Origin of the sequence: Qipengyuania aurantiaca, from assembly GCF_019711375.1 — a bacterium.
Lineage (GTDB): Bacteria > Pseudomonadota > Alphaproteobacteria > Sphingomonadales > Sphingomonadaceae > Qipengyuania > Qipengyuania aurantiaca.
The window spans coordinates 1,959,695-1,982,465 of the sequence record NZ_CP081295.1; the positions used below are offsets into that span (position 1 = coordinate 1,959,695).

At 64.5% G+C, this 22,771-nt stretch carries 20 protein-coding genes; 14 read left to right on the forward strand and 6 right to left on the reverse strand.

All coding sequences use genetic code 11. The features are described from left to right. Positions 1–64 precede the first annotated feature (64 nt). From K3148_RS09480 to K3148_RS09510, 7 genes are all read left to right on the forward strand, one after another. Positions 65–1,078, forward strand: coding sequence for an alpha/beta fold hydrolase (locus tag K3148_RS09480; protein WP_221424574.1), 1,014 nt, complete (start codon positions 65–67; stop codon positions 1,076–1,078). A gap of 52 nt (positions 1,079–1,130) precedes the next feature. Then, positions 1,131–1,826, forward strand: coding sequence for an aspartate/glutamate racemase family protein (locus K3148_RS09485; RefSeq protein WP_221424575.1), 696 nt, complete (start codon positions 1,131–1,133; stop codon positions 1,824–1,826). Positions 1,827–1,924: 98 nt separating this feature from the next. Continuing rightward, positions 1,925–3,085, forward strand: a complete 1,161-nt coding sequence (locus K3148_RS09490; protein WP_221424576.1) for a deoxyguanosinetriphosphate triphosphohydrolase — start codon at positions 1,925–1,927, stop codon at positions 3,083–3,085. Then, the gene (locus K3148_RS09495) at positions 3,078–3,773 is read left to right on the forward strand and encodes an NAD(P)H-binding protein (RefSeq protein WP_221424577.1); all 696 of its coding nucleotides are present in this window, start codon (positions 3,078–3,080) and stop codon (positions 3,771–3,773) included. The genes K3148_RS09490 and K3148_RS09495 overlap by 8 nt, the downstream gene beginning before the upstream one ends. Positions 3,774–3,784: 11 nt before the next feature. Beyond that, a complete protein-coding gene (locus K3148_RS09500; protein ID WP_221424578.1) occupies positions 3,785–4,234 on the forward strand; it encodes an ABA4-like family protein in 450 nt (149 codons plus the stop codon). Between the two features lie 54 nt (positions 4,235–4,288). After that, a complete protein-coding gene (locus K3148_RS09505; RefSeq protein ID WP_221424579.1) occupies positions 4,289–5,839 on the forward strand; it encodes a fatty acid--CoA ligase in 1,551 nt (516 codons plus the stop codon). Beyond that, positions 5,836–6,429, forward strand: a complete 594-nt coding sequence (locus K3148_RS09510; RefSeq protein WP_221424580.1) for a DUF938 domain-containing protein — start codon at positions 5,836–5,838, stop codon at positions 6,427–6,429. Before K3148_RS09505 ends, K3148_RS09510 begins: the two co-directional genes overlap by 4 nt. Before the next feature lie 51 nt (positions 6,430–6,480). On the opposite strand, the gene K3148_RS09515 is transcribed toward K3148_RS09510, so the two are convergent. Next, complete coding sequence (locus K3148_RS09515; RefSeq protein ID WP_006833509.1) at positions 6,481–6,612, reverse strand: entericidin A/B family lipoprotein; 132 nt, start codon at positions 6,610–6,612, stop codon at positions 6,481–6,483. A 12-nt stretch (positions 6,613–6,624) separates the two neighbouring features. Then, entirely contained in the window at positions 6,625–6,756 is a 132-nt protein-coding gene (locus K3148_RS09520) for an entericidin A/B family lipoprotein (RefSeq protein WP_006833510.1), read from the reverse strand. A 134-nt stretch (positions 6,757–6,890) separates the two neighbouring features. On the opposite strand from K3148_RS09520, the gene K3148_RS09525 reads away from it, so the two are divergent. After that, the gene (locus K3148_RS09525) at positions 6,891–7,115 is read left to right on the forward strand and encodes a hypothetical protein (protein WP_247711540.1); all 225 of its coding nucleotides are present in this window, start codon (positions 6,891–6,893) and stop codon (positions 7,113–7,115) included. A 4-nt stretch (positions 7,116–7,119) separates the two neighbouring features. Here K3148_RS09525 and K3148_RS09530 read toward each other — a convergent pair whose 3' ends face one another. After that, complete coding sequence (locus K3148_RS09530; RefSeq protein ID WP_221424582.1) at positions 7,120–8,646, reverse strand: TadA family conjugal transfer-associated ATPase; 1,527 nt, start codon at positions 8,644–8,646, stop codon at positions 7,120–7,122. Between the two features lie 369 nt (positions 8,647–9,015). Here K3148_RS09530 and K3148_RS09535 point away from each other — a divergent pair, with 369 nt between their 5' ends. The 3 genes from K3148_RS09535 to K3148_RS09545 all read left to right on the forward strand — a co-directional run bounded on the left by K3148_RS09535 (position 9,016) and on the right by K3148_RS09545 (position 14,276). Next, a complete protein-coding gene (locus K3148_RS09535) occupies positions 9,016–9,918 on the forward strand; it encodes a DMT family transporter (protein WP_221424583.1) in 903 nt (300 codons plus the stop codon). A 57-nt stretch (positions 9,919–9,975) separates the two neighbouring features. Further along, positions 9,976–11,799 carry a glutamine--fructose-6-phosphate transaminase (isomerizing) gene (gene glmS / locus K3148_RS09540; RefSeq protein ID WP_221424584.1) on the forward strand — a complete coding sequence of 608 codons (1,824 nt, stop codon included), beginning with the start codon at positions 9,976–9,978 and terminating at the stop codon, positions 11,797–11,799. Between the two features lie 167 nt (positions 11,800–11,966). Continuing rightward, positions 11,967–14,276 carry a putative bifunctional diguanylate cyclase/phosphodiesterase gene (locus tag K3148_RS09545; RefSeq protein ID WP_221426680.1) on the forward strand — a complete coding sequence of 770 codons (2,310 nt, stop codon included), beginning with the start codon at positions 11,967–11,969 and terminating at the stop codon, positions 14,274–14,276. Between the two features lie 6 nt (positions 14,277–14,282). On the opposite strand, the gene purQ is transcribed toward K3148_RS09545, so the two are convergent. Beyond that, positions 14,283–14,960 (reverse strand): phosphoribosylformylglycinamidine synthase subunit PurQ, encoded by a 678-nt coding sequence (gene purQ, locus K3148_RS09550; protein ID WP_221424585.1) that lies wholly within the window; start codon positions 14,958–14,960, stop codon positions 14,283–14,285. After that, a complete protein-coding gene (purS, locus tag K3148_RS09555) occupies positions 14,960–15,193 on the reverse strand; it encodes a phosphoribosylformylglycinamidine synthase subunit PurS (protein WP_221424586.1) in 234 nt (77 codons plus the stop codon). Before purS ends, purQ begins: the two co-directional genes overlap by 1 nt. Positions 15,194–15,488: 295 nt before the next feature. Between purS and K3148_RS09560 the strand changes: the two genes are divergently transcribed. Then, a complete protein-coding gene (locus K3148_RS09560; protein ID WP_221424587.1) occupies positions 15,489–17,750 on the forward strand; it encodes a TonB-dependent receptor in 2,262 nt (753 codons plus the stop codon). Positions 17,751–17,825: 75 nt separating this feature from the next. On the opposite strand, the gene K3148_RS09565 is transcribed toward K3148_RS09560, so the two are convergent. Then, entirely contained in the window at positions 17,826–20,702 is a 2,877-nt protein-coding gene (locus tag K3148_RS09565) for a M16 family metallopeptidase (protein WP_221424588.1), read from the reverse strand. Between the two features lie 162 nt (positions 20,703–20,864). Here K3148_RS09565 and K3148_RS09570 point away from each other — a divergent pair, with 162 nt between their 5' ends. Both K3148_RS09570 and K3148_RS09575 read left to right on the forward strand, forming a co-directional pair. Further along, on the forward strand, positions 20,865–21,746 hold the full coding sequence (locus K3148_RS09570; RefSeq protein WP_221424589.1) for a diacylglycerol/lipid kinase family protein: 882 nt from the start codon (positions 20,865–20,867) through the stop codon (positions 21,744–21,746). Between the two features lie 103 nt (positions 21,747–21,849). Continuing rightward, positions 21,850–22,770 (forward strand): hypothetical protein, encoded by a 921-nt coding sequence (locus K3148_RS09575; protein ID WP_221424590.1) that lies wholly within the window; start codon positions 21,850–21,852, stop codon positions 22,768–22,770. The last annotated feature ends 1 nt before the right edge of the window (position 22,771 follow it).

Below are 22,771 nucleotides of genomic sequence, written 5' to 3' on the forward strand. Positions count from 1 at the left end.
GACTGTGCTCCATGCGCTCCATCCTTAAGGCTAGAGCGCGCGAAACTGAACGGGGAGCGATCGAATGAAGTGGGTCTGGCGCGGATTGGGCGTGATTGCGGCGCTGCTGGTGGCGGCGTTCCTTGTGCTGCGGGTGCCCGACACCGATCCTGCCGAAATGCGCGCCAAGTATGGCACCGCGCCCTCGCAGTTCCTCGACATCGGCGAGGGGCGCGAGATCCATGTGCGCGACGAAGGCCCGCGCGATGCGCCGGTCATCGTGCTACTCCACGGCTCCAACGCCGACCTGCACACATGGCAGGAATGGGCCGAAATCCTGCGCGAGGACTTCCGTGTGATCCGCTTCGACCAGCGCGGCCACGGTCTCACCGGGCCTGCTCCCGACGACGACTACAGCGCCGAAGGCTTCGGCGTGGATATCGACGCGGTGACGGCCAAGCTCGGCGTCGACACCTTCACGCTTGCGGGCAATTCCATGGGCGGCGGGATCGCGATGGCTTACGCACTCGACAAGCCGTGGCGGCTCGATGCGCTGGTGCTGGTCGATGCAGGAGGCGCGCCCGTGAAGCGCGAGGGCGGGGGCAATCTCGCCTTCACCCTCGCCGGAATGCCGGTGGTGGGCGATGTGCTCAGCCAGTTGCTGCCGCGCAGCCTTGTCGCCAAGAGCCTCTCGCAAAGCGTCTCCAACCAGGAGGTGGTGACCGAGGAAGCGGTGACCCGCTATTGGGAACTGGCGCGCTATCCCGGCAATCGCGGCGCGACGCGCAAGCGCTTCTCTGCCCCGCGAACCGCCTTCGACCCGGCCGAGATCGCCCGGGTGAAGGTCCCGACGCTGGTGATGTGGGGCAAGGAGGACGCGCTGATCCCCTATGCTGCGGGCGAGTGGTACGCCGAGCACCTGCCGGGCGCGACGCTGGTCGCCTATGACGGGATCGGCCACATTCCCATGGAGGAGGCGCCTGAACGCAGCGCGACCGACCTGATGATCTGGCTCGGCGATGCGCTGGTGCCGCCCGAATTGCCGAAAGCCGAGAGAGATATGGAACCGGCGCAGGGCGAGGCCGTTCTATCCCCTTGAACATGAGGGGCCGCTCAGGGGGCGGCGCAGTTCTGCAAGAAGGGAGCGCCATTTGCGCACTTTGGGTCTCATCGGCGGGATGAGCTGGATTTCCACCCGCGCCTATTACGAACGGATCAACAAGATGGTCCAGAAGCGCGCCCAGCCGATGGCCAGCGCGCCCATGCTGATCGAAAGCCTCGACTATTCGCGCATCGCGGCCGCCAAGGGGCAGGACGATTGGGATGGCATCGCCTCCATCCTCGTCGAAAGCGCACGGCGGCTGGAAGCGGCCGGGGCGCAAGGCATCGTCATCGCCGCCAACACCATGCACAAGGTTTACGACCGCGTGGCGGAAGGCATCTCCATCCCCGTGCTGCACATCGCGGATTCGGTGGGCGAGGCCATGGCCGAGGCCAAGTGCGAGAACGCCGCGCTGCTGGGCACCCGCTTCGTGATGACCGAGAGCTTCTATCGCCAGCGGCTGGTGTCGCATGGCGTGGACCTCCTCCCGCCCGACCCGAACGATGTCGAGCTGGTCGATGGCATCATCTACAAGGAACTGATGCTGGGTCGCGTTACCCGCGATGCGGAGCGCGCGCTCAAGACGGTTATCACCATGAAGGACAAGGAAGGCGCGGACGCCATCGTGCTCGCCTGCACCGAGTTGGAGCTGGTGGTCGATACCGACGCCAACGTCCTGCCGGTATTCGATTCCACCGACATCCACTGCCGCGCGGCGACCGACTGGATCCTCGAAGAGGGCTGATTTTCCCGCAGCCTCGCACCTTCCTGCCGAAAAGCGTTGACGTTCGCTTTTCGTTCACGTTGTCGCGGCGAATCGGCTGACCTAAGCCTTGCCGCTCCATGGAAAGAGCTCCTTACGCCGCTGACCCAGCGCAATCGCGCGGACGTGAATTCGCCGAAGACCGCGACGGCGCGCGCGGCCCCCGCAGCGAATTCCAGCGCGACCGCGACCGGATCATCCACTCGATCGCCTTCCGCCGACTGCGCTCCAAGACGCAGGTATTCGTCGCGCCCGATGGCGACCACTACCGCACGCGGCTGACGCATAGCATCGAGGTCGCCCAGATCGGCCGCGTCATCGCCCGCGAGCTCGGGCTGGACGAAGACCTCACCGAAGCGCTCTGCCTCGGCCACGACATCGGCCATCCGCCCTTCGGCCATGCCGGCGAAAAGGCGCTGGAAGAAGCGATGGGACACGCAGGCGGTTATGACCACAACGCCCAAGGCATCCGAACGCTGGCGCGGCTTGAAAGCCCCTATCCCGATCACGTCGGTCTCAACCTGACATGGGAGACGCTGGAAGGGATGGCAAAGCACAACGGCCCCGTTAGCGCAGCCAATTGGGCCTTGTCCGAGATCGATGGCGACTTCCCGCTCGAACTCGGTGATTGGCCCTCGCTCGAAGCCCAGGTGGCCGCGGTGGCGGACGATATCGCCTATGACAATCACGACATCGACGATGGCCTTCGCGCCGGTTTCCTCGACCTCGACGACCTCATGGAGCTCGATTTCCTCGCCGACCAGTTCCGGCGCGTGGAACAGCGTTTCCCGAACGCCCCGCGCGACACGCAATTGCGCGAGCTCGTGCGCACCCAGATCGGCCTGATGGTCAACGATGTGATCGAGCACACCCGCGCCAATGTCGAAGGGATGGACAGCATCGGGCAGGTGCGCGGGGCGGGCAAGCAATTGGCCGGTTTCTCTCCCCGCCTCGCGGGCGAGGAGCGGCGGCTGAAGAAATTCATGTACCAGCGCCTCTATTACCATCCCGAGCAGATCCAGACCGCGGAAAAGGCGCGCGACGTGGTGGCGCGGCTCTTCGTCGCCTACCAGCAAGACCCGACGACCATGCCCGATGCCTGGCTCGAGCGCACGCCGAAGGACGACCCGGAAAAGAGCCGCCACATCGCCGATTTCATCGCCGGGATGACTGATCGTTTCGCCATCGAACAGTGCCGCCGGATTTACGGCCGCGCGCCGGAAGGCCTGTCCAATGTCTGAGGCGCTGCGCCTCTGCCTTGTCGGCGCGACCGGCCTCATCGGGGGCAAGGTCATGGAAGAATGCGTCGGGCGCGAGGACGTGCGCCTTCAGGCCATCGCACGCCGCGAAGCCAAGCTCCCGCAAGGCATCCGCATCGAATATTTCGTCGCCGACCCCGACAAGTGGAGCGAGGTCTTCGAGGCGCTCCGCCCAAAGGCTGTGATCTGCGCGCTGGGCACGACGTGGAAGAAATCGGGCGAGGACGAAGCGGCGTTTCGCGCGGTCGACAAGGATCTCGTGCTGGCGACCGCCAAGGCGGCCCTCGACAACGGTGTCGACCGTTTCGTGGCGGTCAGCTCGGTCGGGGCGGATGCCGCATCGAAGAACTTCTACCTGCGCGTGAAAGGCGAGACCGAGCGCGAGCTGACGCGGCTGCGATTCCCGCGTCTCGACATTCTGCGGCCCGGCTTGCTGATCGGCGACCGCGAGAACGACCGCCGTGTGGGCGAGCGCCTCGGCATTGCGGCAGCGCCAGTCGCCAACCTCTTCATGCATGGCAAGTATCGCCAGTATCGCGGAATCAAGAGCGAGATGGTGGCGAAGGCGGCGATTGCGCTCGCCAAACGCGCCGCACGCGGCCGCTTCGTCCATGACAACGACGCCATCCTGCGCGCAGCCAACACCCTGCCGGCGCTGGTCGAGAACTGAGGGGCACAGCCATGTGGACGACCGCTTTTGCCGCCGCCAATTTGCTCGCGCTCGTGATGTGGGCGGCGCTCATCCTATTGCCGCGCTGGCCGGCGCTGCTTGCTGCTGTGCTCTATCTCGGCATCGGCCTGCTCTGCCTCGCCTATGCCCTTGGCCTTGTCGGTATCCTGACAGGCGCGCTCGACCCGGTCGGTGGCAGCGGTGGGGCGAATTTCAGCACTATCGAAGGCGTGCGCTCCATCTTCGCCAGCGACGCCGGGGTGACCATCGGCTGGATCCACTACCTCGCCTTCGATCTCTTCGTCGGCCTGTGGATCGCGCGCGACGCCGATGCGAAGGGCTTTTCGAGGGTAGTACAGGCGCCGATCCTGTTGGTGACTTTCCTCGCCGGGCCGCTGGGCTTGCTGGTCTGGCTGGCGATCCGCGAGCGCCGGGCACGTGCGGGTGGGCGCTGGCAATAGGGTCCTTGCGCGCTTTCCCACGCATGGCATGATGCTCTTCGAGAGGAGAGCCGCATGTCAGAAGAGCCGAAGCTGAGTTTCGACCAGTTCATTCGTCACTGGGCCAAGGAGAGGCCGGGACACACGGCGCTCGAACAGGATGGCGCGGCCATCACTTTTGGCGAGTTCGAGGAGCGCAGCCGCAAGATCGTCGCCATGCTGGCGGCGCACGGCATCGCCAAGGGCGACCGGGTGGCCTGGCTGGGCAAGAATTCGCGGCTCTATTTCGAATTGTTCTATTCCGCGGCGCGCATGGGGGCGGTGATGGTGCCCATCGGCTGGCGGCTGGCCGCACCGGAAGTGGCCTTTATCCTCGGCGACACGGGCGCGAAGCTGCTCTTCATCGGCGAAGGGTTCGAAAAAGCAGCGGCCAAGGCCTGCGGGCAGATGGAAAGCCCGCCTGAGGTGATCTCCACGCCCGATGCGCAGGAGGCCATCGACAGCGCGGGGGCAGACGATTTCGAGCCCGCCGGTCCCGACGATGCCGTGCTCCAGCTCTACACCTCCGGCACGACCGGCAATCCCAAGGGCGCGGTGCTGACCAACCGCAACCTCTTCGCGCTGCGCGTGCCGAGCGAGGAGGAGGGCCAGCCCTGGTCCCATTTCGACGAGGACGAGGCGATACTTGTCTGCATGCCCTGCGCGCATATCGGCGGAACAGGCCTCGGCATCATGGCGATGAGCAGCGGGATACGCGCCATCGTGCAGGCGGAATTCACGCCCGACGGCGTGCTTGACGGGTTCGAGCAGGGCATCACGCGGCTTTTCATCGTGCCCGCTGCGCTGCAGATGGTCGTCCAGCATCCACGCGCCAAGACCACCGATATGTCGGCGATCAAATACGTGCTTTACGGCGCGGCGCCGATCCCGCTCGACCTGCTGCGCGAAGCGGTGAAGACCGTTCCCGATGCCGGTTTCCTCCAGTGCTACGGCATGACCGAGACCACCGGCACTATCGCCGCGCTGCCGCCAGAGGATCATGACTTGGACGGCAACCAACGGATGAAATCGGCGGGCAAGGCCGTGCCGGGTGTCGAACTCAAGGTGATCGGCGAGGATGGCCAGGAATTGCCGCGCGGCGAGGTGGGCGAGCTGATCTGCCGCAGCCCCTCCAACATGGCCGGTTACTGGAACCTGCCCGAGGCAACCGAAAGCTCGCTGGTCGACGGCTGGATGCACACGGGCGACGCCGCCTATATGGACGAGGACGGCTACGTCTACATCCAGGACCGGATGAAGGACATGATCATCTCAGGCGGCGAGAATGTCTATCCGGCACAGGTCGAAAGCGCGATCTACGGCCACCCGCAGATTGCCGAAGTGGCGGTGATCGGCGTGCCCGACGAGACCTGGGGCGAGGCGGTGAAGGCCTGCATCGTGCCCAAGGCTGGCGAGGAACTGGACGAAGCCTCGGTCATCGCATGGACGAAAGAGCGGCTGGCCGGGTTCAAGGTGCCGCGCAGCATCGATGTGCTCGATGTCATGCCGCGCAATGCCAGCGGCAAGATCCTGCGCAAGGACCTGCGCGCCCCCTATTGGCAGGGCCGCGAAAGGCAGGTCAATTGAAGCGCCACGCGCCCGCGACCGCGCGCAATTCCGAACCGCTGGCCGAGGTGCTGGAGAAGGAATTGCCGGACTGCGGCCTGGTGCTGGAAATCGCCAGCGGGACGGGCGAACACGCCATCTTCATGGCGCGGCGCTTCCCCATGCTGCGGTGGCAACCGAGCGACCAGGATGCGTCGGCGCTGGAATCGATCGCCGCCTGGGCGGGGGAGGCCGGCCTGGCAAACCTGCAAGAGCCGATCGAACTCGACGCCTCGGGCGAAGCATGGCCGATCGACGCAGCCGATGCGATCCTGTGCGTCAACATGATCCACATCAGCCCCTGGAGCGCGACCGAAGGTCTTTTTCGCGGCGCGGCGACGCTTCTGGATAAGGGCGCGCCGCTTATCCTTTACGGCCCCTACCTGGAAGAGGGCACGGAGACGGCCGCATCCAATCTCTCCTTCGACGCAAGCCTCAAGGCCCGCGATACGGCCTGGGGCCTCCGCTTGCTCGAAGCCGTCGACGAGCTTGCCGCAAGCAATGGGTTCACCCGCAGCGCGCGTCATAAGATGCCCGCGAACAATCTCACGATCGTATTTCGCCGGACATAGAAAAACGCCCGCCGGTAAGGGCGGGCGTGTTTCTACCAACTGTCCGGAAAGTCAGTTGATGGCTTCTTCTCCGGCTTCGCCGATGGACTGGACGTCCCTGCCGAAGCCCTTGACCGTGTTGCAGCCGGCCACCACCACCGACATGGTCAGAACAGAAAGAAGAAGGGTAATTTTCTTGGTCATTGGGATCGATCCTTAATCGATCGCGTCTTCTCCGGCTTCACCCACCGATTCCACGTCACGACCGAAACCCTTGACAGTGTTGCAGGCGGTCGCGGTGAGCGCAATCGAAGTGATACCGAACGCGAGGAGTAGCTTCTTGATCATCGGTTTTCCTTCCCGAAGAGCCCATTGGTGGCCTTCTGACGCTTAACAACGCCTTACGAGGTACCGGGTTCCGCTGTCGGAAGGGTCGAAACGGGCTTGGCGCAGCGCTCGGGCCACACCATATGCGCGCGGCAATGCACGACTTCCTGACCTTTGCCAGCGATGCCGACCTTCTCGCCATGTGGGGCGCGGCCTTCCTGCTGCTCGCCGGTTTCACGCTTATGATGGACCGTCGCCGCCAGAAGCGCGCGCGGATCGATGGGGTCGGGTGGGTGCCTTGGACCGGCCTGTTCCTGACCTGCGTGGTGGTAGGCGGCGGCCTGCTGGCCGTCGCCGTACCGGGAATTATCCGCGGCTAATGCCTTAGAGACAGGCTTCCAGATACGCCTGGTCGAAGCCGAACTGGCGCGCCTTTTCCAGGGTGTAGGGACGCAGGCCCGAAGCGCGGAATTCGCCGATGATCTTCCCGTCGTCGCTCTCGTCCAGATACTCGAACTTGAAGAGGTTCTGCGTCACGATCACGTCGCCTTCCATGCCGATCACCTCGGTGATGTCGGTGGTACGACGCGAACCGTCGCGAAGGCGCTTTACCTGCACGATCAGGTCGACCGACTCGGCGATCTGGCGGCTAATGGCTTCTTTCGGGATCTTGATGTCGCCCATCAGGATCATGTTTTCCATACGGCCGAGGCACTCGCGCGGCGAGTTGGCGTGAAGCGTACACATCGAACCGTCATGGCCCGTGTTCATGGCGGCGAGAAGGTCGAAACATTCCGCCCCACGAATTTCGCCCAGGATAATGCGGTCAGGACGCATACGCAGCGCGTTCTTCACGAGGTCGCCGATGGTGATGGCGCCCTGGCCTTCAAGGTTCGGCGGACGCGTTTCAAGCGGCAGCCAGTGCGGCTGCTGCAGGCGAAGTTCGGCGGCGTCCTCGATGGTGAGCACGCGCTCGCCCGGGTCGATCATCTTCGACAGGGCGTTGAGCATGGTCGTCTTACCCGAACCCGTACCGCCCGAGATGACGATGTTCATGCGGCAGGCGCCGGCAATCTTGAGCGCGGTACACATCTTCTCGCTCATCGAGCCGAAGCCCTGGAGCATGTCGAGCGTGATGGGCTTTTCGGAGAACTTACGAATCGAGAGCGCGGTGCCGCGCAGCGACAGCGGCGGTACGATCACGTTCACACGTGAGCCGTCCTTCAAGCGGGCGTCGGCCAGCGGTGTGGTCTGGTCGACGCGGCGGCCGACCTGGTTCACGATGCGCTGGGCAATCTGGAACAGGTGCTGTTCGTCGCGGAAACGGATCGGCGCAATCTGCAGCTTGCCCTTCTTTTCGACGTAGGTCTGGTCGGGGCCGTTGACCATGATATCCGAAATATCGGGGTCGTTGAGCAGTTCTTCCAGCGGACCGAAGCCGAGCAATTCGTCGACGAGGACCTTTTCGAGCGCGAACTGTTCGCGGCGATTGAGGGTGACCTTAAGCTCGGCCAGCACTTCCATGATGATCGGACGGAATTCCTCCGACAGTTCATCCTTGGTCAGCGTGGCGGCCGCTTCGGGGTCGACGCGTTCGAGCAGGCGGGGAAGCACCTGCTCCTTGATCTTGTGGACGCTCGCCTCGAAACCGCCGACTTCGCCTTCTGTCTGGTGCGTGGCGTTCATGCGCTCGTCGAGGCGCGACATCGCATCGCTGTTCGCCGCACGTCCGGCGGAACCGGGCGCAGGCGCGCCTTCTGCGGGGAGCGGCGGGAACTGTTCGCCGCCGTTTTCGTCGCCACCGGCAGGCGGCTTGGCGCCTCCGCCGTTCATGGGACGGGCCACACCGAATTGCGGACGCGCGCCGGAACCCATGCCCGAAGGACCGTTTTTCCGACCGAATGCACTCATTGCGTAAACCCCCGAGGTCGATAATTCATCGCACGCACCCTTTGCCCGACGGACAGCGAAGCGCGCGTTTGGATGTTTGGTGAATAAGTTGGAAACCTTGATTTTTTCCTAACCGCCCGAAACGAGGAAGCGAAAAATTTACCAAGGCGACAACCGGCTGGCGCGGTGCTTTACCGGCTGCGGAGCGTGTTAAAGTGCCCTGATTTCAAGATGGTAAAGGTGCCGGTTTGCAGGATAGAGGCTCGTGCCCCATCTGCCGCAAGCCGCACTTCGCACGCGATTTTGGCGGGTTTTCCCATCGTGCAATTGCTGTATGCGCTGCGCCCAGAACCCTTCACCGCATTCCCAATCGAAAGCCCCATTTCCGTCATGCAGCAATCCGAGCGCAGTGGCATCCTGATCGCGCTTTGCGGCTTCGCGCTGCTGAGTGTCGGCGATGCCGTGATCAAGACAATGGCGGGCGAATTCTCGCCGCTGGGCGTGGCGGCGCTGCGCTTTGCGCTGGGGGCTGCGGGCCTGTCGATCCTGCTGTCGGCTAATGAGGGCAAGGCCGCCTTCCGCCCGCGCAATCTGCGCCTCCAGGCCATTCGCGGCGTGTGCCTTGCGGCTGCCTCGCTGTGTTTTTTCTCGGCCATCTTCGTCATGCCACTGGCGACCGCCATGGCGCTGGCGTTCGTCTCGCCGGTGATCGTCGCGCTGCTGAGCGGTCCGCTTTTGGGCGAGAAGGTCCGTCCGGCGGTCTGGGCGGCGAGCTTCGTTGCGCTGGTCGGTGTCGCCATGGTGCTGCGCCCCAATCTGGCGGAGCTCGGTCTCGTGGCGCTGCTCCCGCTCGCCTCGGCCTTCTTCTTTGCGCTCATGATCATCGCCAACCGCGCCAGTGCGGGGCAGGGGAGCGCGCTCTCCATGCAGGTTTTCATGCAGATCGGCGCCATGCCCGTGCTCATCCTCGCAGCGCTTGGCGGCCATTTCTCCGGTATCGAGAGCCTGCGCCTTGAATTGCCGGACTGGACGGTTTTAGCGCGGTGCGCCGTGGTCGCGGTCACCGCCAGCAGCGCGCACTGGCTCGCTTATATCGGCACACAGCGTGCAGGCGCGGCGACCATTGCGCCGACCACTTATGTGCAGATGCTGGTCGCGACCTTTCTCGGCTGGTGGTGGTTCGACGACGTTCCCGACCTCCTCACGCTGGCGGGGGCGGCCATCATCATCGGGGCGGGCCTCCTGCTCTGGTGGAGCACGCCGCGGGAACCGGCACCCGTCCGCGCCGATTGATTGGCCGACGGGAGGCGCTACATCTGCGTCTGACAGACATTCAAGGGGTCACCATTTATGTGCGGAATTATCGGTATCGTCGGCAGTGAAGCTGTGGCCGATAGGCTGGTCGACGGGCTGAGGCGCATGGAATACCGCGGCTATGACAGCGCGGGCGTATGCACGATTCACGAGGGCGACCTTGTGCGCCGCCGCGCCGAAGGCAAGCTCAACAACCTCGTCGCCGAGCTGGTCAACAATCCCGCGCCGGGCGAAATCGGCATCGCGCACACCCGCTGGGCCACGCATGGCGCGCCCACGGCCAACAACGCCCACCCGCATGCGACAGACAAGGTGGCGATCGTCCACAACGGCATCATCGAGAACTACAAGGAACTGCGCGCCGAGGTGAAGGCCGCCGGCCGCACGATGGAAAGCGACACCGACAGCGAGGTCGTCGCGCACTTGCTGACCCGCCGCCTCGAAAACGGCGAGACGCCGCACGAAGCCGTCGCCAATATGCTGCCCCGCCTGCGTGGCGCGTTTGCGCTGGCCATCGCCTTTCGGGACTACCCCGACATGCTGATCGGCGCCCGCCGCGGTTCGCCGCTGGTGGTCGGCTATGGCGAGGGCGAGAACTACATCGGCTCCGACGCGCTGGCGCTGGCCCCGCTGACGCAGCAGATTTCCTATCTCGAGGAAGGGGACTGGGTCGAAGTGACCCGCGAAGGCGCGAAGATATTCGATGAGGAGAACCAAGAGGTCACGCGCGAAGTGCGCACCTCCGGCGCCTCCGCCGCTGCAACCGAGAAGGGCAATTACCGCCACTTCATGCAGAAGGAGATCTTCGAGCAGCCGACCGTGGTGGCGCAGACGCTCTCCTCCTACCTGCGCCGCGAGGACGTGTCCGTCGCACTGCCGCAATTCGACTTCGATATCTCCAGCATCCGCCGCGTGACCATCGTCGCCTGCGGCACGTCCTATTACGCGGGCATGGTGGCGAAATACTGGTTCGAGCAGTTTGCGCGCGTGCCGGTCGACATCGATGTAGCTTCCGAATTCCGCTATCGCGAGCCGGTGCTGGAAGACGGCGGCTTGTCGCTCTTCATCTCGCAAAGCGGGGAGACCGCCGATACGCTGGCCGCCCTCCGCCATTGCAAGGAAGCGGGCCAGACCATCGCCGCCGTCGTCAATGTGCCGACCAGCACCATGGCGCGCGAGGCGGATTTGCTCCTGCCGACCCACGCCGGGCCGGAAATCGGCGTCGCCTCGACCAAGGCTTTCACCTGCCAGCTCGCGGTCCTTGCCGCGCTCGCCGCGCATATGGCGGTGAAGAAGGGGCTGATGAGCCGCGACGAGGAATATGAGGTGGTCAAGCACCTCCTCGAAGCGCCCGCCTGCCTCAACGCCGCGCTCGACCATGATGAGGACATTGCAGCCATGGCGCACCTCATCGCACCGGCGCGCGACGTGCTCTATCTGGGCCGTGGACCGGACTACCCCCTGGCTCTCGAGGGGGCGCTGAAGCTGAAGGAAATCAGCTACATCCACGCCGAGGGCTACGCCAGCGGCGAGATGAAGCACGGTCCCATCGCGCTGATCGACGACGATGTGCCGGTGATCGTGCTCGCCCCGTCGGGGCCGCTCTTCGAGAAGAGCATCTCCAATATGGAAGAGGTCCGCGCGCGTGGTGGGCAGATCGTCCTGATTTCGGATGCCGCGGGGCTTGAAGATGCGGGCGAGGGGTGCCTTGCCACGATCGAGATGCCACGCGTCCACCCGCTGATCGCGCCGCTGGTCTATGCAATTCCGGTGCAGCTACTTGCTTATCACGTGGCCTGCGTGAAGGGTACCGATGTCGACCAGCCGCGCAATCTCGCCAAATCGGTGACGGTGGAATAGCAGAACCATGGAATCGCTTTTGCGTTCAGACAGTTCCGCCACGCAGCCTATCGCCGCCCGCTCGCAATGAAGGGCCGTCTCTTTACTCTGAAATAACCTTTCGGGGGTAAGCCACGGGTGTGAGCGAGACGAATTTCGAGACGTCCTTCGGGGACGCGCCGCTGAACATGCGGCAGGTCATCGGGCTGCAGGCCTCCGGTGACTTCGACTATGGCCGCGTTCACGGTCGACAATATGCGATGGTGACCGAGCGGTCCGGAACGCGCATCGTCCTCCATTCCTTCGCAGCGCTGGTCACCTACTGGATTTGCCGCGACAGCGTGCCCCAGACGATCCTGCTCGCCCTTGCCGCGACGCTGGCCTTTGCAGTAGGCTACGCCTTCTTTCTCGACCGCCGGTTGAGCGATGCGGAAGAGCGCTTTTTTTCGCTCGCCGAGATGAAGCAACACGCGCTCGGCGCCTGCTTCAAGGGCCTGACCTGGGCGATTGGCCTCGGAGTGCTCGCCTTCAGCGGGGCGGGCGACAAGCTGGCGCTGCTCTGGGCGGTCGCCGGCTTCCTCATTTTAAGCAGCTCGGTCAGCCGCTACAGCGCGCCGCTGAGCGCGATCTGTTTCGCCTTGATGGTAAGCGCAGGCGGACTCGTGGCGAGCCTTGCCGCCTTCAATTACCCGCTGGCTCTTGTCGTCCTCGCGACGGGCACCTTCGCCTGCTTCGGGGTCATCGAGACTGCGCGCACCTCGCTCGGCGCACGCATTGCAGAGCTCGCAATGCAGGAGAAGAGCGAGACCGTCTCCATGCTGCTGCGCGAGTTCGAAGACGGGCAGGCCGACTGGCTGTGGCAGATCGACGTAAAGCGCCGCCTGCGTTCGGTCAGCCCGCGCCTTGCCTTCGCGATGGGCCGCGAGATTGCCGATGTCGAGGGCAAGTCCTTCCTCCAGCTGATTTCCGGCGACGGGTGGAAAACCGGCCAGTTCCCTGCAAGCCTCCACGATCTGGCCGACCGCCTGAAAGGCCGCGAGAGCTTCTCCGGACTCGTCGTCAAGGCGCTGGTCAACGGGCAGGTCCGCTGGTGGGAAATGTCCGGCACGCCGATGTTCGACGAAGACGGCAAATGGCTCGGCTTCCGCGGTGTCGGTTCGGACGTCACTACCCAGCGCGAGAGCAGCGAGAAGATCGAATATCTCGCGCGCTACGACACGCTCACCCAGCTGCCCAACCGCCTGCAGGTCAACGAATCCCTGGCCGAGGCGCTCGCCTATGCCGAGCAATGGCGCACGCGCTGCGCGCTGCTGATGATCGACCTCGACCGCTTCAAGGCGGTGAACGATTCGCTCGGTCATCTGATCGGCGACCAGATGCTGGCGCAGGTCGCCGGACGTCTCAAGCCGCTGATGGACGAAGGCGAGCTTTGCGGCCGCCTGGGCGGAGACGAGTTCGCCGTCATCATCCGCGATGCCGCCGACCGCCGCCGTGTCGACACGTTGGCCAAGGCGATCATCTCGGCGCTTTCCGCGCCTTATCACGTCAACAATCACGTGCTCTATGTCGGCGCCAGCGTCGGCTCGGCCATCGGTCCGCGTGACGGACGCAAGGTGGAAGAGCTGCTGCGCAACGCAGACCTCGCGCTTTACGCCGCGAAGGACGAGGGCGGCGGCACGCATTGCGAATACGAACCGTCGCTCCACAGTGTCGCCGAAGAACGCCGCGTACTGGAAATCGCGCTACGCAGCGCGCTGGAACGCAACGAGTTCGAGCTGCATTACCAGCCGGTAGTCGACGCGAATACCGAAGAGGTCGTCAGCTTCGAAGCGCTGATACGCTGGAACAGCGCCGAGCATGGCTTCGTCAGCCCGGCCAAGTTCATCCCGCTTGCCGAAGACACGCGCCTGATCGTGCCGATCGGCACATGGGTGATGCAGGAAGCCTGCCGCGAGGCCGCGCGCCACTGGCCGGACCATGTGAAGGTGAACATCAACGTCTCGCCCGAACAGCTGATCGAGCCCGATTTTGCCGGCACCGTGGTGCGCGCGCTCTCGCATAGCGGGCTCGACCCCAAGCGCCTCGAAATCGAGGTGACCGAGAGCATCTTCATGCGCGACGCCGATATCGCCCGCAAGGCGCTGGAGCAGTGCATGGCGCTGGGCTGCTCGGTTGCGCTCGACGATTTCGGCACCGGCTATTCCTCGCTCGGCTATCTGCGCAAGCTGAAGTTCACGACCATCAAGGTGGACCGCCTCTTCGTGCAAGGGGCCGCGCAGAGCAGCCCCGAAAGCCTCGCGATCATCCGCGCCGTGGTGGCCATGGCCGACAGCCTCGGCATGACGACGACCGCCGAAGGGGTGGAGAACGAGGACGAGGCCGATCTCATCCGCCGTCTGGGATGCAACAAGATCCAGGGCTACCACTTCGGGCGCCCGATGCCGGTCGACGATGTGCGCAAGATCTTCTCGCGCGGGGGCCGGCGCAAGAGCGCCTGAGCCGGATCAGGCGCTGGCGAGCGCCTTCATTGCACCTTCGAACAGAGCCAGCCCGTCGGTCCCGCCATGCGCGGCGTCGACCGCGCGTTCGGGGTGCGGCATCATGCCCAGGACATTGCCGGCCTTGTTGAGCACGCCCGCGATATCGCGGCGCGAGCCGTTGCAGTTCTCGAGGTAGCGAAACGCCACGCGGCCTTCGCCTTCGAGCCGGTCGAGCGTATCTTCGTCGGCGAAATAATTGCCATCGTGATGCGCCACGGGGATGCGGATTTCCTGTCCGGCGTCATAGCCCTTGGTGAACAGCGATTCCGCGTTTTCGACCTTGAGACCGACGGTGCGGCAGATGAAATGCTGGCTGGCGTTGCGCATCAGCGCGCCGGGGAGCAGCCGCGCCTCGGTCAGCACCTGGAAGCCGTTGCACACGCCCAGCACGGGAACGCCGCGGTCGGCCGCGCGCACCACTTCGCGCATGATCGGGCTGTTTGCCGCCATGGCGCCCGAACGCAGGTAGTCGCCATAAGAGAAGCCGCCAGGCAGCGCGATGAAGTCGAGCCCGTCCGGAAGCTCGGCATCGCCGTGCCAGACGCGCAGCGGTGCGGTGCCGGCGACCTGCTCCAGCGCCACCGCCATGTCGCGGTCGCAATTGGAGCCGGGAAAGGTGATGACGGCGCTGCGGAAAGCCATCAGCCCAGCTTCTCGATCGTGTAGTTTTCGATCACCGTGTTCGCGAGCAGCTTCTCGCACATCTCGGTGAGCGCTGCGTCGCTCGTGTCGTCGGCGACATCGAGTTCGACCGTGCGGCCGATGCGGACATCGTCGACGCCCTTGAAGCCGAGCCCTTCGAGCGCGTGATGGACGGCGCGGCCCTGCGGGTCGAGCACGCCGGGCTTGAGGCTGACGAGAACGCGAATCTTCATGGGCGGCCTTTCGGGTTTCACCGGGTGGGCATGTTTGGCGCGCCTATGCCGCGACAGCCCCTTTCGCGCAAGGCTTGAGGGAAAGGCGAGCGGGTACAGAGGCTTGTCGTCGAGGTGTGCTGCTACCGAATGTTACCGCGATGCAACATACGGCAAAAACCGCAGGGTTCTGCGCCTCGGTGACTCGTAAATCGTGACGTTTCGGCTACGGGCGCGCGGGTCAATTCAATTCTCCCATCCCACCAACCCGCGCGCACAAGGATCATCGCGCCGGGCCAAAAGGATTACCTCTCCCATGATTGACCGCTCCCTTACCCTCCGCCTCCTCTCCGCCAGCACGCTGACGCTCGCCTTCGCGCAGCCAGCCATGGCGCAGGACACCATCGACAGCTCCGACAGCGAAGCCACCGGCGCCGAACAGGCTGACAACGGCGCGCTCGACGTGATCGTCGTGACCGCCAACCGCCGTGAGGAAAACCTGCAGGATGTCGCCATTTCGGCCGCGACCATCTCGGCCGATGCCGCGCAGACGATCTTCGACGCCGGCGCCGATGTGACCGCGCTCGCCGCACGCGTCCCGGGCCTCTTCGTCGAAAGCTCCAACGGCCGTGCAGCCCCGCGTTTCTACATCCGCGGCCTCGGCAACACCGACTTCGACCTTGCAGCCTCGCAGCCCGTTTCGGTGGTGCAGGACGATGTCGTCCTCGAAAACGTGACGCTCAAGAGCTTCCCGATCTTCGACGTCGAGCGCATCGAAGTTCTTCGCGGCCCGCAGGGCACGCTGTTCGGTCGCAACACGCCGGCCGGTATCGTCAAGATCGACACCACCAAGCCGGGTGACGAATTCGCCGTGCGCGGTTCGGCCAGCTACGGCAGCTTCAACTCGGTCGCCATCGACGGCGGCGTCACCGTTCCTCTCGTTCCGGGCGTCGCCTCGGTCCGCCTGTCGGGCCTGTGGCAGCAGCGCGATAACTGGGTCGACAACGGCTTCACCGGTCAGGACGACGTCTATGGCGCCTACAGCGACATTGCCGGCCGCGCGCAGCTCCTGCTGACGCCGACCGATCGCATCTCGATCCTCGGCAGCTACGCCGTGCGCGATCTCGACGGCACCTCGACCCTGTTCCGCGCCAACATCCTCGGCCCGGGTTCGAACGACCTCAACGAAAACTACGACCGCGACACCGTGTTCTACGATGCGGGGGCTGGCAACCAGGCCCAGTATGACGCCGAGATCGCGACCGTGAAGGCCGAATACGACGCCGACTTCGCGACTTTCACCAGCATCACCAGCTGGGCCAACAGCGAAGGTTCGAGCCGCGGCGATATCGACGGCGGCAATGTCGTCTTCGGCCCCGGCCCGATCCCGTTCCCGTCCGACACGCGCGATTCCATCGTGCTCGACCAGTTCACGCAGGAAGTGCGTCTTGCCTCGAACAGCGGCGGTATGATCGAATGGCAGGTCGGCGGCTTCTACTTCGACAGCGATTTCGACGTGACCACCGTCGGCTTTGATTTGGCTGGCAATGTTGATTTCCCGCCGTCGACTACGGTGAACCATACGAACGAAAGCTGGGCGGTCTTCGGTCAGGTTACCGGTCAGGTCACCGACCTGCTCAAGCTGACCGGCGGTGTGCGCTACACCGAGGACGACAAGGACTTCTTCGTGCGTGACGCAGCCGATCCGCAGGCACGTTCGGTTTCGGACGAGCGTATCAGCTGGGATCTCGCGGCCTTCTACGAAGTCAGCGCCGACGCCAGCGTTTACGCCCGTGTCGCCAGCGGCTTCCGCGCTCCGACCATCCAGGGCCGCGACGTGGCGTTCTTCAACCCGCCGTCCGTTGCGACCAGCGAAACGATCATGAGCTACGAAGCGGGCCTCAAGTCCGAACTGCTCGATCGCCGCGTGCGCTTCAACCTCGCCGGTTACTACTACACCATCAACGACCCGCAGTTTTCGGCCGTCGGTGGTGGCGGTAACCTTGTCCAGCTGGTGAACGCCGATAAGGGCCGTGGATACGGCTTCGAACTCGACAGCGCGTTCCAGATTACGCCGGACTTCCTGATCACCGCTGGTGCCAGCTGGAACAACACCGAAATTCAGGACGAAAACCTGCTTGTGGGCGTGTGCCAACCGTTCCCCGGCGCACCGGTCCACTGCGCCGTGACCGATCCGACTGTGGTCGTCGACGGGGCAACCCGCGCGTTTGTCGACGGCAACCCGTTCCCGAACGCTCCGGAATGGATCGCCGATGTCTCGGCCCGTTATGCCGTACCGGTCAGTTCGGACGGCGAGCTCTTCGCCTACACCGACTGGACCTATCAGGGCGCGACGAACTTCTTCCTCTACGAGAGCATGGAGTTTAATTCGGACAATCAGATCGAAGGCGGTCTGCGGGTCGGCTACGCCAAGTTCGACGGCAGCCTCGAAGTGGCGCTGTTCGCGCGCAACATCACCGATGAGGACAATGTGAAGGGCGGCATCGATTTCAACAACCGCACCGCATTCGTGAACGATCCGCGCGTCATCGGCGTCTCGGTGCGTTTCCAGCACTGATCGCCGACTGTCAGCGACACATAAAAAGGGCCGCGGGGGATATCCCTCGCGGCCCTTTCTTTTGTCCGGTTAGGCCTATTCGCCTTCGACGAGGCTCTCGTGCACGATCCGGATACGCAGCGCCTCGGCCGGGTCGAGATAGCGCTGGGCTGCAGCCTGCATCATTTCCGGCGTCACCGCCTTGTAACGGGCTTCTGCCGTGCGCACGCGCTCCAGCCGGTCGGCTCCGAGCTGCGCCTCGTCGGCCACGCCCAGCCACCAACCGTTGTTCTTGCGCTGTTGCGTCAGCTGTTCAAGCAGCGGCTTCAGCGCGCGGTCGAGGGTGTCCTGATCGACCGGGTTGGTTCGCAGATCGGCGACGATGCCGTCTACCACGCCAAACACTTGGTCGGCCTGCGAAGGCTCGACGATGACCGAGGTGGAGAAGGTGCCGTAGCCGTCATAGAGGTCGGACATGGAAGAGCCGACGCCGGGCGAATAGGACGCACCCAGTTCCTCGCGGATGATGTCGGTCACCTTCAATTGCATGACGCGCGAAAGGAGCGCCATCGTCGCTTCTTCCTGCGCATCGTCGTCGTCGTTCGTCGCCCAATAAGTGAGCGCCAGCGCCTGGTCCGGTGCCCCTGCGTGGGTGAGCACACGTTCGCTGCGGTCGGTCGCGAAGTTCGCCACGCGGCGCTCGTCATGGCGTGCGACGGCCGTCTCGCGCTCCGGCAGGGCGCCGAAAGTGGAAGCGACGGCCGCAATCACTGCGTCGGCATCGAATTCACCGACGACGGCGATTTCGATCGGGGCGTTGGAGAACTCGTCGGCGACAATCGAACGCGCCACATCCGCATCCACCGCCAAGAGTTCGGCTTCCTCAGGGAGGCCAAAGCGACGGTTTCCATCCGACACGATGCGGGCCGCCTCGAACTGCGCAACCGACTGTGGGGTTGCATCCGTCTGGGCGAGGAAGGGAGGCACCACGCCCAGCCAGCGGCTCTTCATTTCGGGGCGCAACCCCGTATCGGTGAGATAGGCCGCGGAGACGCGCATCTGGTCGGCGATATCGGCCATGGTGCTGGCGCCGGTTACGGTGAACTTGTCGCTGTCTACTGCAAAGCCATAGCGAAGGCTCCGGCCTGCGAAAATCTGGCGCAGCTCGTCAAAGCTGTGCTTGCCAACGCCGCCCTGTCCGCTGAAATTCGCCAGCCAGACCGCTTCGGCCATGTTCTCGGTCGGGAAGGCCAGCTGGCCCGATCCGACGCGGATCGAATAGCGCAACCGATCGTCCTCGAAATCGGTCGGCTTGAGGTTGAGGCGCACGTTGTTGGCAAAGCGGATGGTGCGAATGCCGAGATCCTCGATGGTTTCGTCGGCCACGACACTGCCGGTCTCGCCGAAGCTGTCATAGGCAAACTCCACGATCCCGCGATCTTCGGGAGCGGCGACCGCGACACTGGCCGAGGCGTCATAGGCGGCGAGGATGGTCGCTTCCGCGTTTTCGATCGGCTCCTTGGTGGAAACATGGATCAGCGGGTCGGACAGGGCAAAGTGGCGCGCAAAGGCGGCGTTCACCGCGTCGAGCGTCAGCTGCGGCTTGAGCATCTCGAACAGGGCGAAGCTGGTGCTCGGCTTGACGAAGAGGCGTTCGGCGCGCGCAGAGGCAAGGATGCCCTCGGCCAGCGCACGGTTGCTGCGCGTGCCTTCCTGACGGGCCGCATCGCCGAGACCTTTCTCGAAATTGGCAAGCTGTTCGGCCAGTTCGGCGGTGGTGAAACCATGCGTTACCGCACGGCGCCATTCCTGCTCGCCGGTTTGCAGGGCCGCTTCCCATTCGCCTTCCTTGGCCTGCAGCTGGATGGCGGCTTGCGCGTTGATGTCGAAGAAGTCGCTCGACGAGGCGCTGCCGCCCAGGATCGTGGCGTCTTCGCTATTGGCGATCTTCTGGAGGCGGCGGTTGAGCATCGCCGTGCCCAGATTGCGGAGCAGCTGGGTCTTCAGCTCGGCGACGGTGGTTTCGGTGTCGGTATAAGGCGCGAAGCGATCGATGGTGACGAGATAGGGCACGTCCGGATCGACGAAATTGCCGGCCGCGGGTCTGCGCGCGATGTCGATGACGCCTTTTTCGACGCGTTCTATCGGGGTGGCCGGGGCCTGCCAGCTGGAGAAGCCTTCGACGATTTTCGCCTCGATCGCGTCCACGTCGATGTCACCAACGAAGACCAGTGTCGCGTTGTCGGGGCGATAATAGCGCGCGTAGAGCTCGCGCAGGACCTGTCCGGGGGCCGCGTCGATATTCTCGACCGTGCCATCGGCGCGGAAGCGCGCGGCGTAGCGCGTGTCGGGGGCGACGAACTTGAAGTAGTCCTTGAAGCGGCGGATGCTGAAGTTGTTGCCCGTGCGGGTTTCGGACTGGATGATCCCGCGTTCGCGATCCACCGCGCCGTCGGTAATCGTCAGTTCGGACGCGGTTTCGCGCATGAGCATGAGCGCCGTGTCGACGACCTCGTCATCCACGCGCGGGAGGTCGAGCTTGTAGATCGTGTCCTCGAAGCCTGTGGAGGCGTTGGTATCGGCGCCAAAGGCGAGGCCCAGCCGTTCGAGCAGCTTGATCATCTCGCCTTCGGGCACATTGGTAGACCCGTTGAAGGCCATGTGCTCGATCACGTGGGCCAGGCCCAGCTCCTCGTCGCGTTCATCGATCCAGCCCACGTCGAAACCGAAGCGGATGACGGCGGTGTCCTCGGGCGTCTCGTTGCGCGCGATGGCGTATTTCATGCCGTTGGGCAGGACGCCGAAGCGCACGTCGGCATCGGCCGGGATATCGTAGACAGGGATACCCCAGGGGGTTTCGCCCGCCTGCGCCACTTCGGCAGGCACCGGTTCCTGCGCGGCGACGGAGGCCGGCACGGCCAGGGCGATAAGCGGCAGCGCGGCGATGGCGCGCGAGAAGTTACGAAAAGTCATAGAGCGTCCCTCCCTGCCGCGGGGATCGCGGCAGTCCCATCATTACCGTACGAGTCGAGACCTGCCGGGCAAGGGCTGGACGCCGTCCTCTCTGCAAAAGGCGGACATCCACCGACGAATAGCGTTTTCTCTTTGGTCGATGGGAGGTTACACGCCGGAACCATGATTGCGCTGGACCTCGTCTACAACCCCGTATCCGGCAGCTTTTCGCCGGCACATCTCGAAAAGCTGGTGTCTGCGCTCGAAGCGGAAGGGTTTGCGGTCTCGCCGATGCCGACCACCGCCGAGGGTGCGCAGCTTTCCGGTAAAGCGGATCTCATTTGCGTCCACGGGGGCGACGGGACGTTGCGCGACGTTGTCCGCACGCTTGGCGAGGATGCGGGTGCCGTTCCCCTTTGCGTCGCCCCTTCGGGTACGATCAACCTCGTCGCGCGCGAACTCGACTATTCGCGCAAGCCGGCCCGCTTCGCCCGCGCCCTGCGACAGGCCTGGGATCGCGGCGCCAAGAGCTGGGTCGAGGCCCCGCTCTACCGGCTCGGCGATATGCCGATCGTTTCCTGTCTTTCCATCGGGCCGGACAGCCACGCCGTGGCGCGTGTTTCGGCAAAGCTCAAGAAACGGATCGGGCGCTACGCCTATGTCGTGGCGATGATGCAGCAGATGCGCGAATGGCCGCGCGCGCCAATGCAGGTGAGAGGGATCACGACATCGGGCGAGGATTTCGCGTGCGAGGCGGAGGCCGTCATCGTCTCCAACGCGGCGCTTTACGCCGGGCCTTTCCGGCTCAGCCCCGAGGCCGCGCTGCACGCCGATAGCGTCGAACTCATCACCGTGGGCGAGGGCACGCGGCTGAGGATCATGGCGCTGAGCTTCGCCGCCATGCTTGGGCTGCCGGTCGAGCGGTTCGCCAAGGCGACGGTGCGCAGCTGCAAGCGCGTCGAGTTCGACCGCTGTGTCACCCCCGTCCAGGTCGACGGCGATCATATGCCCGACTGCGCCTACGCCATCGCGCCGAGCGGATTGAGCCTACGCTACGTCGTGTGATAGGCTGCGCTCCATGAGGGGGCGCGCATTCATCGCAGGACTTGTTGCCGCAGGTTTGCTCAGTGTTTCTGCGGAGGCACGGGCGTGTGTCTGGAATTTGCCCATGGAGGTGCGGCTTGAATACCCGGCGCCCGATGGCATGACCGACCCGGCCGATATCGCTGAGTGGGAAGCGCAACGCGAAGCCTTCGCCGAGGCCTATGACAAGGTCCGGCTGGAACAGCAGATGCGCGAACGGCGTGCCGCTTTGGCCCGTTACGCCGCCGACGCCGCCGAACTCGATGCGGAACGTCTTGCACGCGACCTTGCGGAAAACCTGACGCCGCCGCTCGTGGCTGCCTTCGCCAGCCGCGATTCCTGTGGCGGGATCCATGGCCCTCCGGTGCTCGATCCACAGGGCTACAGTTGCATCGCGGGGTTCGAGGCGATGGCTCTTGAAAGGGGTGTGTTCGAAGATTCGAAGGACGCGAAATTCATTCCGCGGCGGCTGGTGCGCGGTCTTACGCGCAGGAAAGCGAGCGATGAGGTCGGAGGATGCCTCGGCGAGGCGCGGGCGGCGGTTGCCGTCGGCCTCCTACGGCGTTTCTCCTGGGAAGAACTTGCTCACGCGATGACGATCATTCGCGCAAACGCCTACGACCGAGTGCCCGATGACAATTTGCCGCCGCACTACAGGATCAGCGGCACGGGCGATCATCGCCTGCTGGCTTTTGTGGAGGGCCGGGAAGGCCCCCTTCGCTTCAACGACAGCGCGCTCCCGAATGACATTTATCTGGGCGATAAGGTGCGATACGCGCTGTTGAACGAGCAGCGAAGCACCATGAAGGCCTTCTTTGCGGAGGATGCGGTCGGCCGCGCCATGCTTCTCGAAGTCGAGCGGGTCGTCGCCGATGGCACAGCCGCCTGCCCCGTCGCCATGGCGGAGCAGGAGGCCTTCTGGAACGAGGTGCGCGACCTCACCCTGAAGAACAAGGCAGAACGCTTCGAACGCCGCAGGGCGAGGGCGGGTAGCCCTACTTCTTAAA

Coding starts and splice junctions, on each gene's coding strand:
- K3148_RS09545 (WP_221426680.1), top strand. CDS start 11,967: ATGCGGCAGGTCATCGGGCTGCAGGCCTCCGGTGACTTCGACTATGGC.
- K3148_RS09530 (WP_221424582.1), bottom strand. CDS start 8,646: ATGAGTGCATTCGGTCGGAAAAACGGTCCTTCGGGCATGGGTTCCGGC.
- K3148_RS09480 (WP_221424574.1), top strand. CDS start 65: ATGAAGTGGGTCTGGCGCGGATTGGGCGTGATTGCGGCGCTGCTGGTG.
- K3148_RS09490 (WP_221424576.1), top strand. CDS start 1,925: ATGGAAAGAGCTCCTTACGCCGCTGACCCAGCGCAATCGCGCGGACGT.
- K3148_RS09525 (WP_247711540.1), top strand. CDS start 6,891: ATGCACGACTTCCTGACCTTTGCCAGCGATGCCGACCTTCTCGCCATG.
- K3148_RS09570 (WP_221424589.1), top strand. CDS start 20,865: ATGATTGCGCTGGACCTCGTCTACAACCCCGTATCCGGCAGCTTTTCG.
- K3148_RS09500 (WP_221424578.1), top strand. CDS start 3,785: ATGTGGACGACCGCTTTTGCCGCCGCCAATTTGCTCGCGCTCGTGATG.
- glmS (WP_221424584.1), top strand. CDS start 9,976: ATGTGCGGAATTATCGGTATCGTCGGCAGTGAAGCTGTGGCCGATAGG.
- K3148_RS09575 (WP_221424590.1), top strand. CDS start 21,850: ATGGAGGTGCGGCTTGAATACCCGGCGCCCGATGGCATGACCGACCCG.
- K3148_RS09520 (WP_006833510.1), bottom strand. CDS start 6,756: ATGATCAAGAAGCTACTCCTCGCGTTCGGTATCACTTCGATTGCGCTC.
- K3148_RS09505 (WP_221424579.1), top strand. CDS start 4,289: ATGTCAGAAGAGCCGAAGCTGAGTTTCGACCAGTTCATTCGTCACTGG.
- K3148_RS09515 (WP_006833509.1), bottom strand. CDS start 6,612: ATGACCAAGAAAATTACCCTTCTTCTTTCTGTTCTGACCATGTCGGTG.
- K3148_RS09565 (WP_221424588.1), bottom strand. CDS start 20,702: ATGACTTTTCGTAACTTCTCGCGCGCCATCGCCGCGCTGCCGCTTATC.
- purS (WP_221424586.1), bottom strand. CDS start 15,193: ATGAAGATTCGCGTTCTCGTCAGCCTCAAGCCCGGCGTGCTCGACCCG.
- K3148_RS09560 (WP_221424587.1), top strand. CDS start 15,489: ATGATTGACCGCTCCCTTACCCTCCGCCTCCTCTCCGCCAGCACGCTG.
- purQ (WP_221424585.1), bottom strand. CDS start 14,960: ATGGCTTTCCGCAGCGCCGTCATCACCTTTCCCGGCTCCAATTGCGAC.
- K3148_RS09495 (WP_221424577.1), top strand. CDS start 3,078: ATGTCTGAGGCGCTGCGCCTCTGCCTTGTCGGCGCGACCGGCCTCATC.
- K3148_RS09535 (WP_221424583.1), top strand. CDS start 9,016: ATGCAGCAATCCGAGCGCAGTGGCATCCTGATCGCGCTTTGCGGCTTC.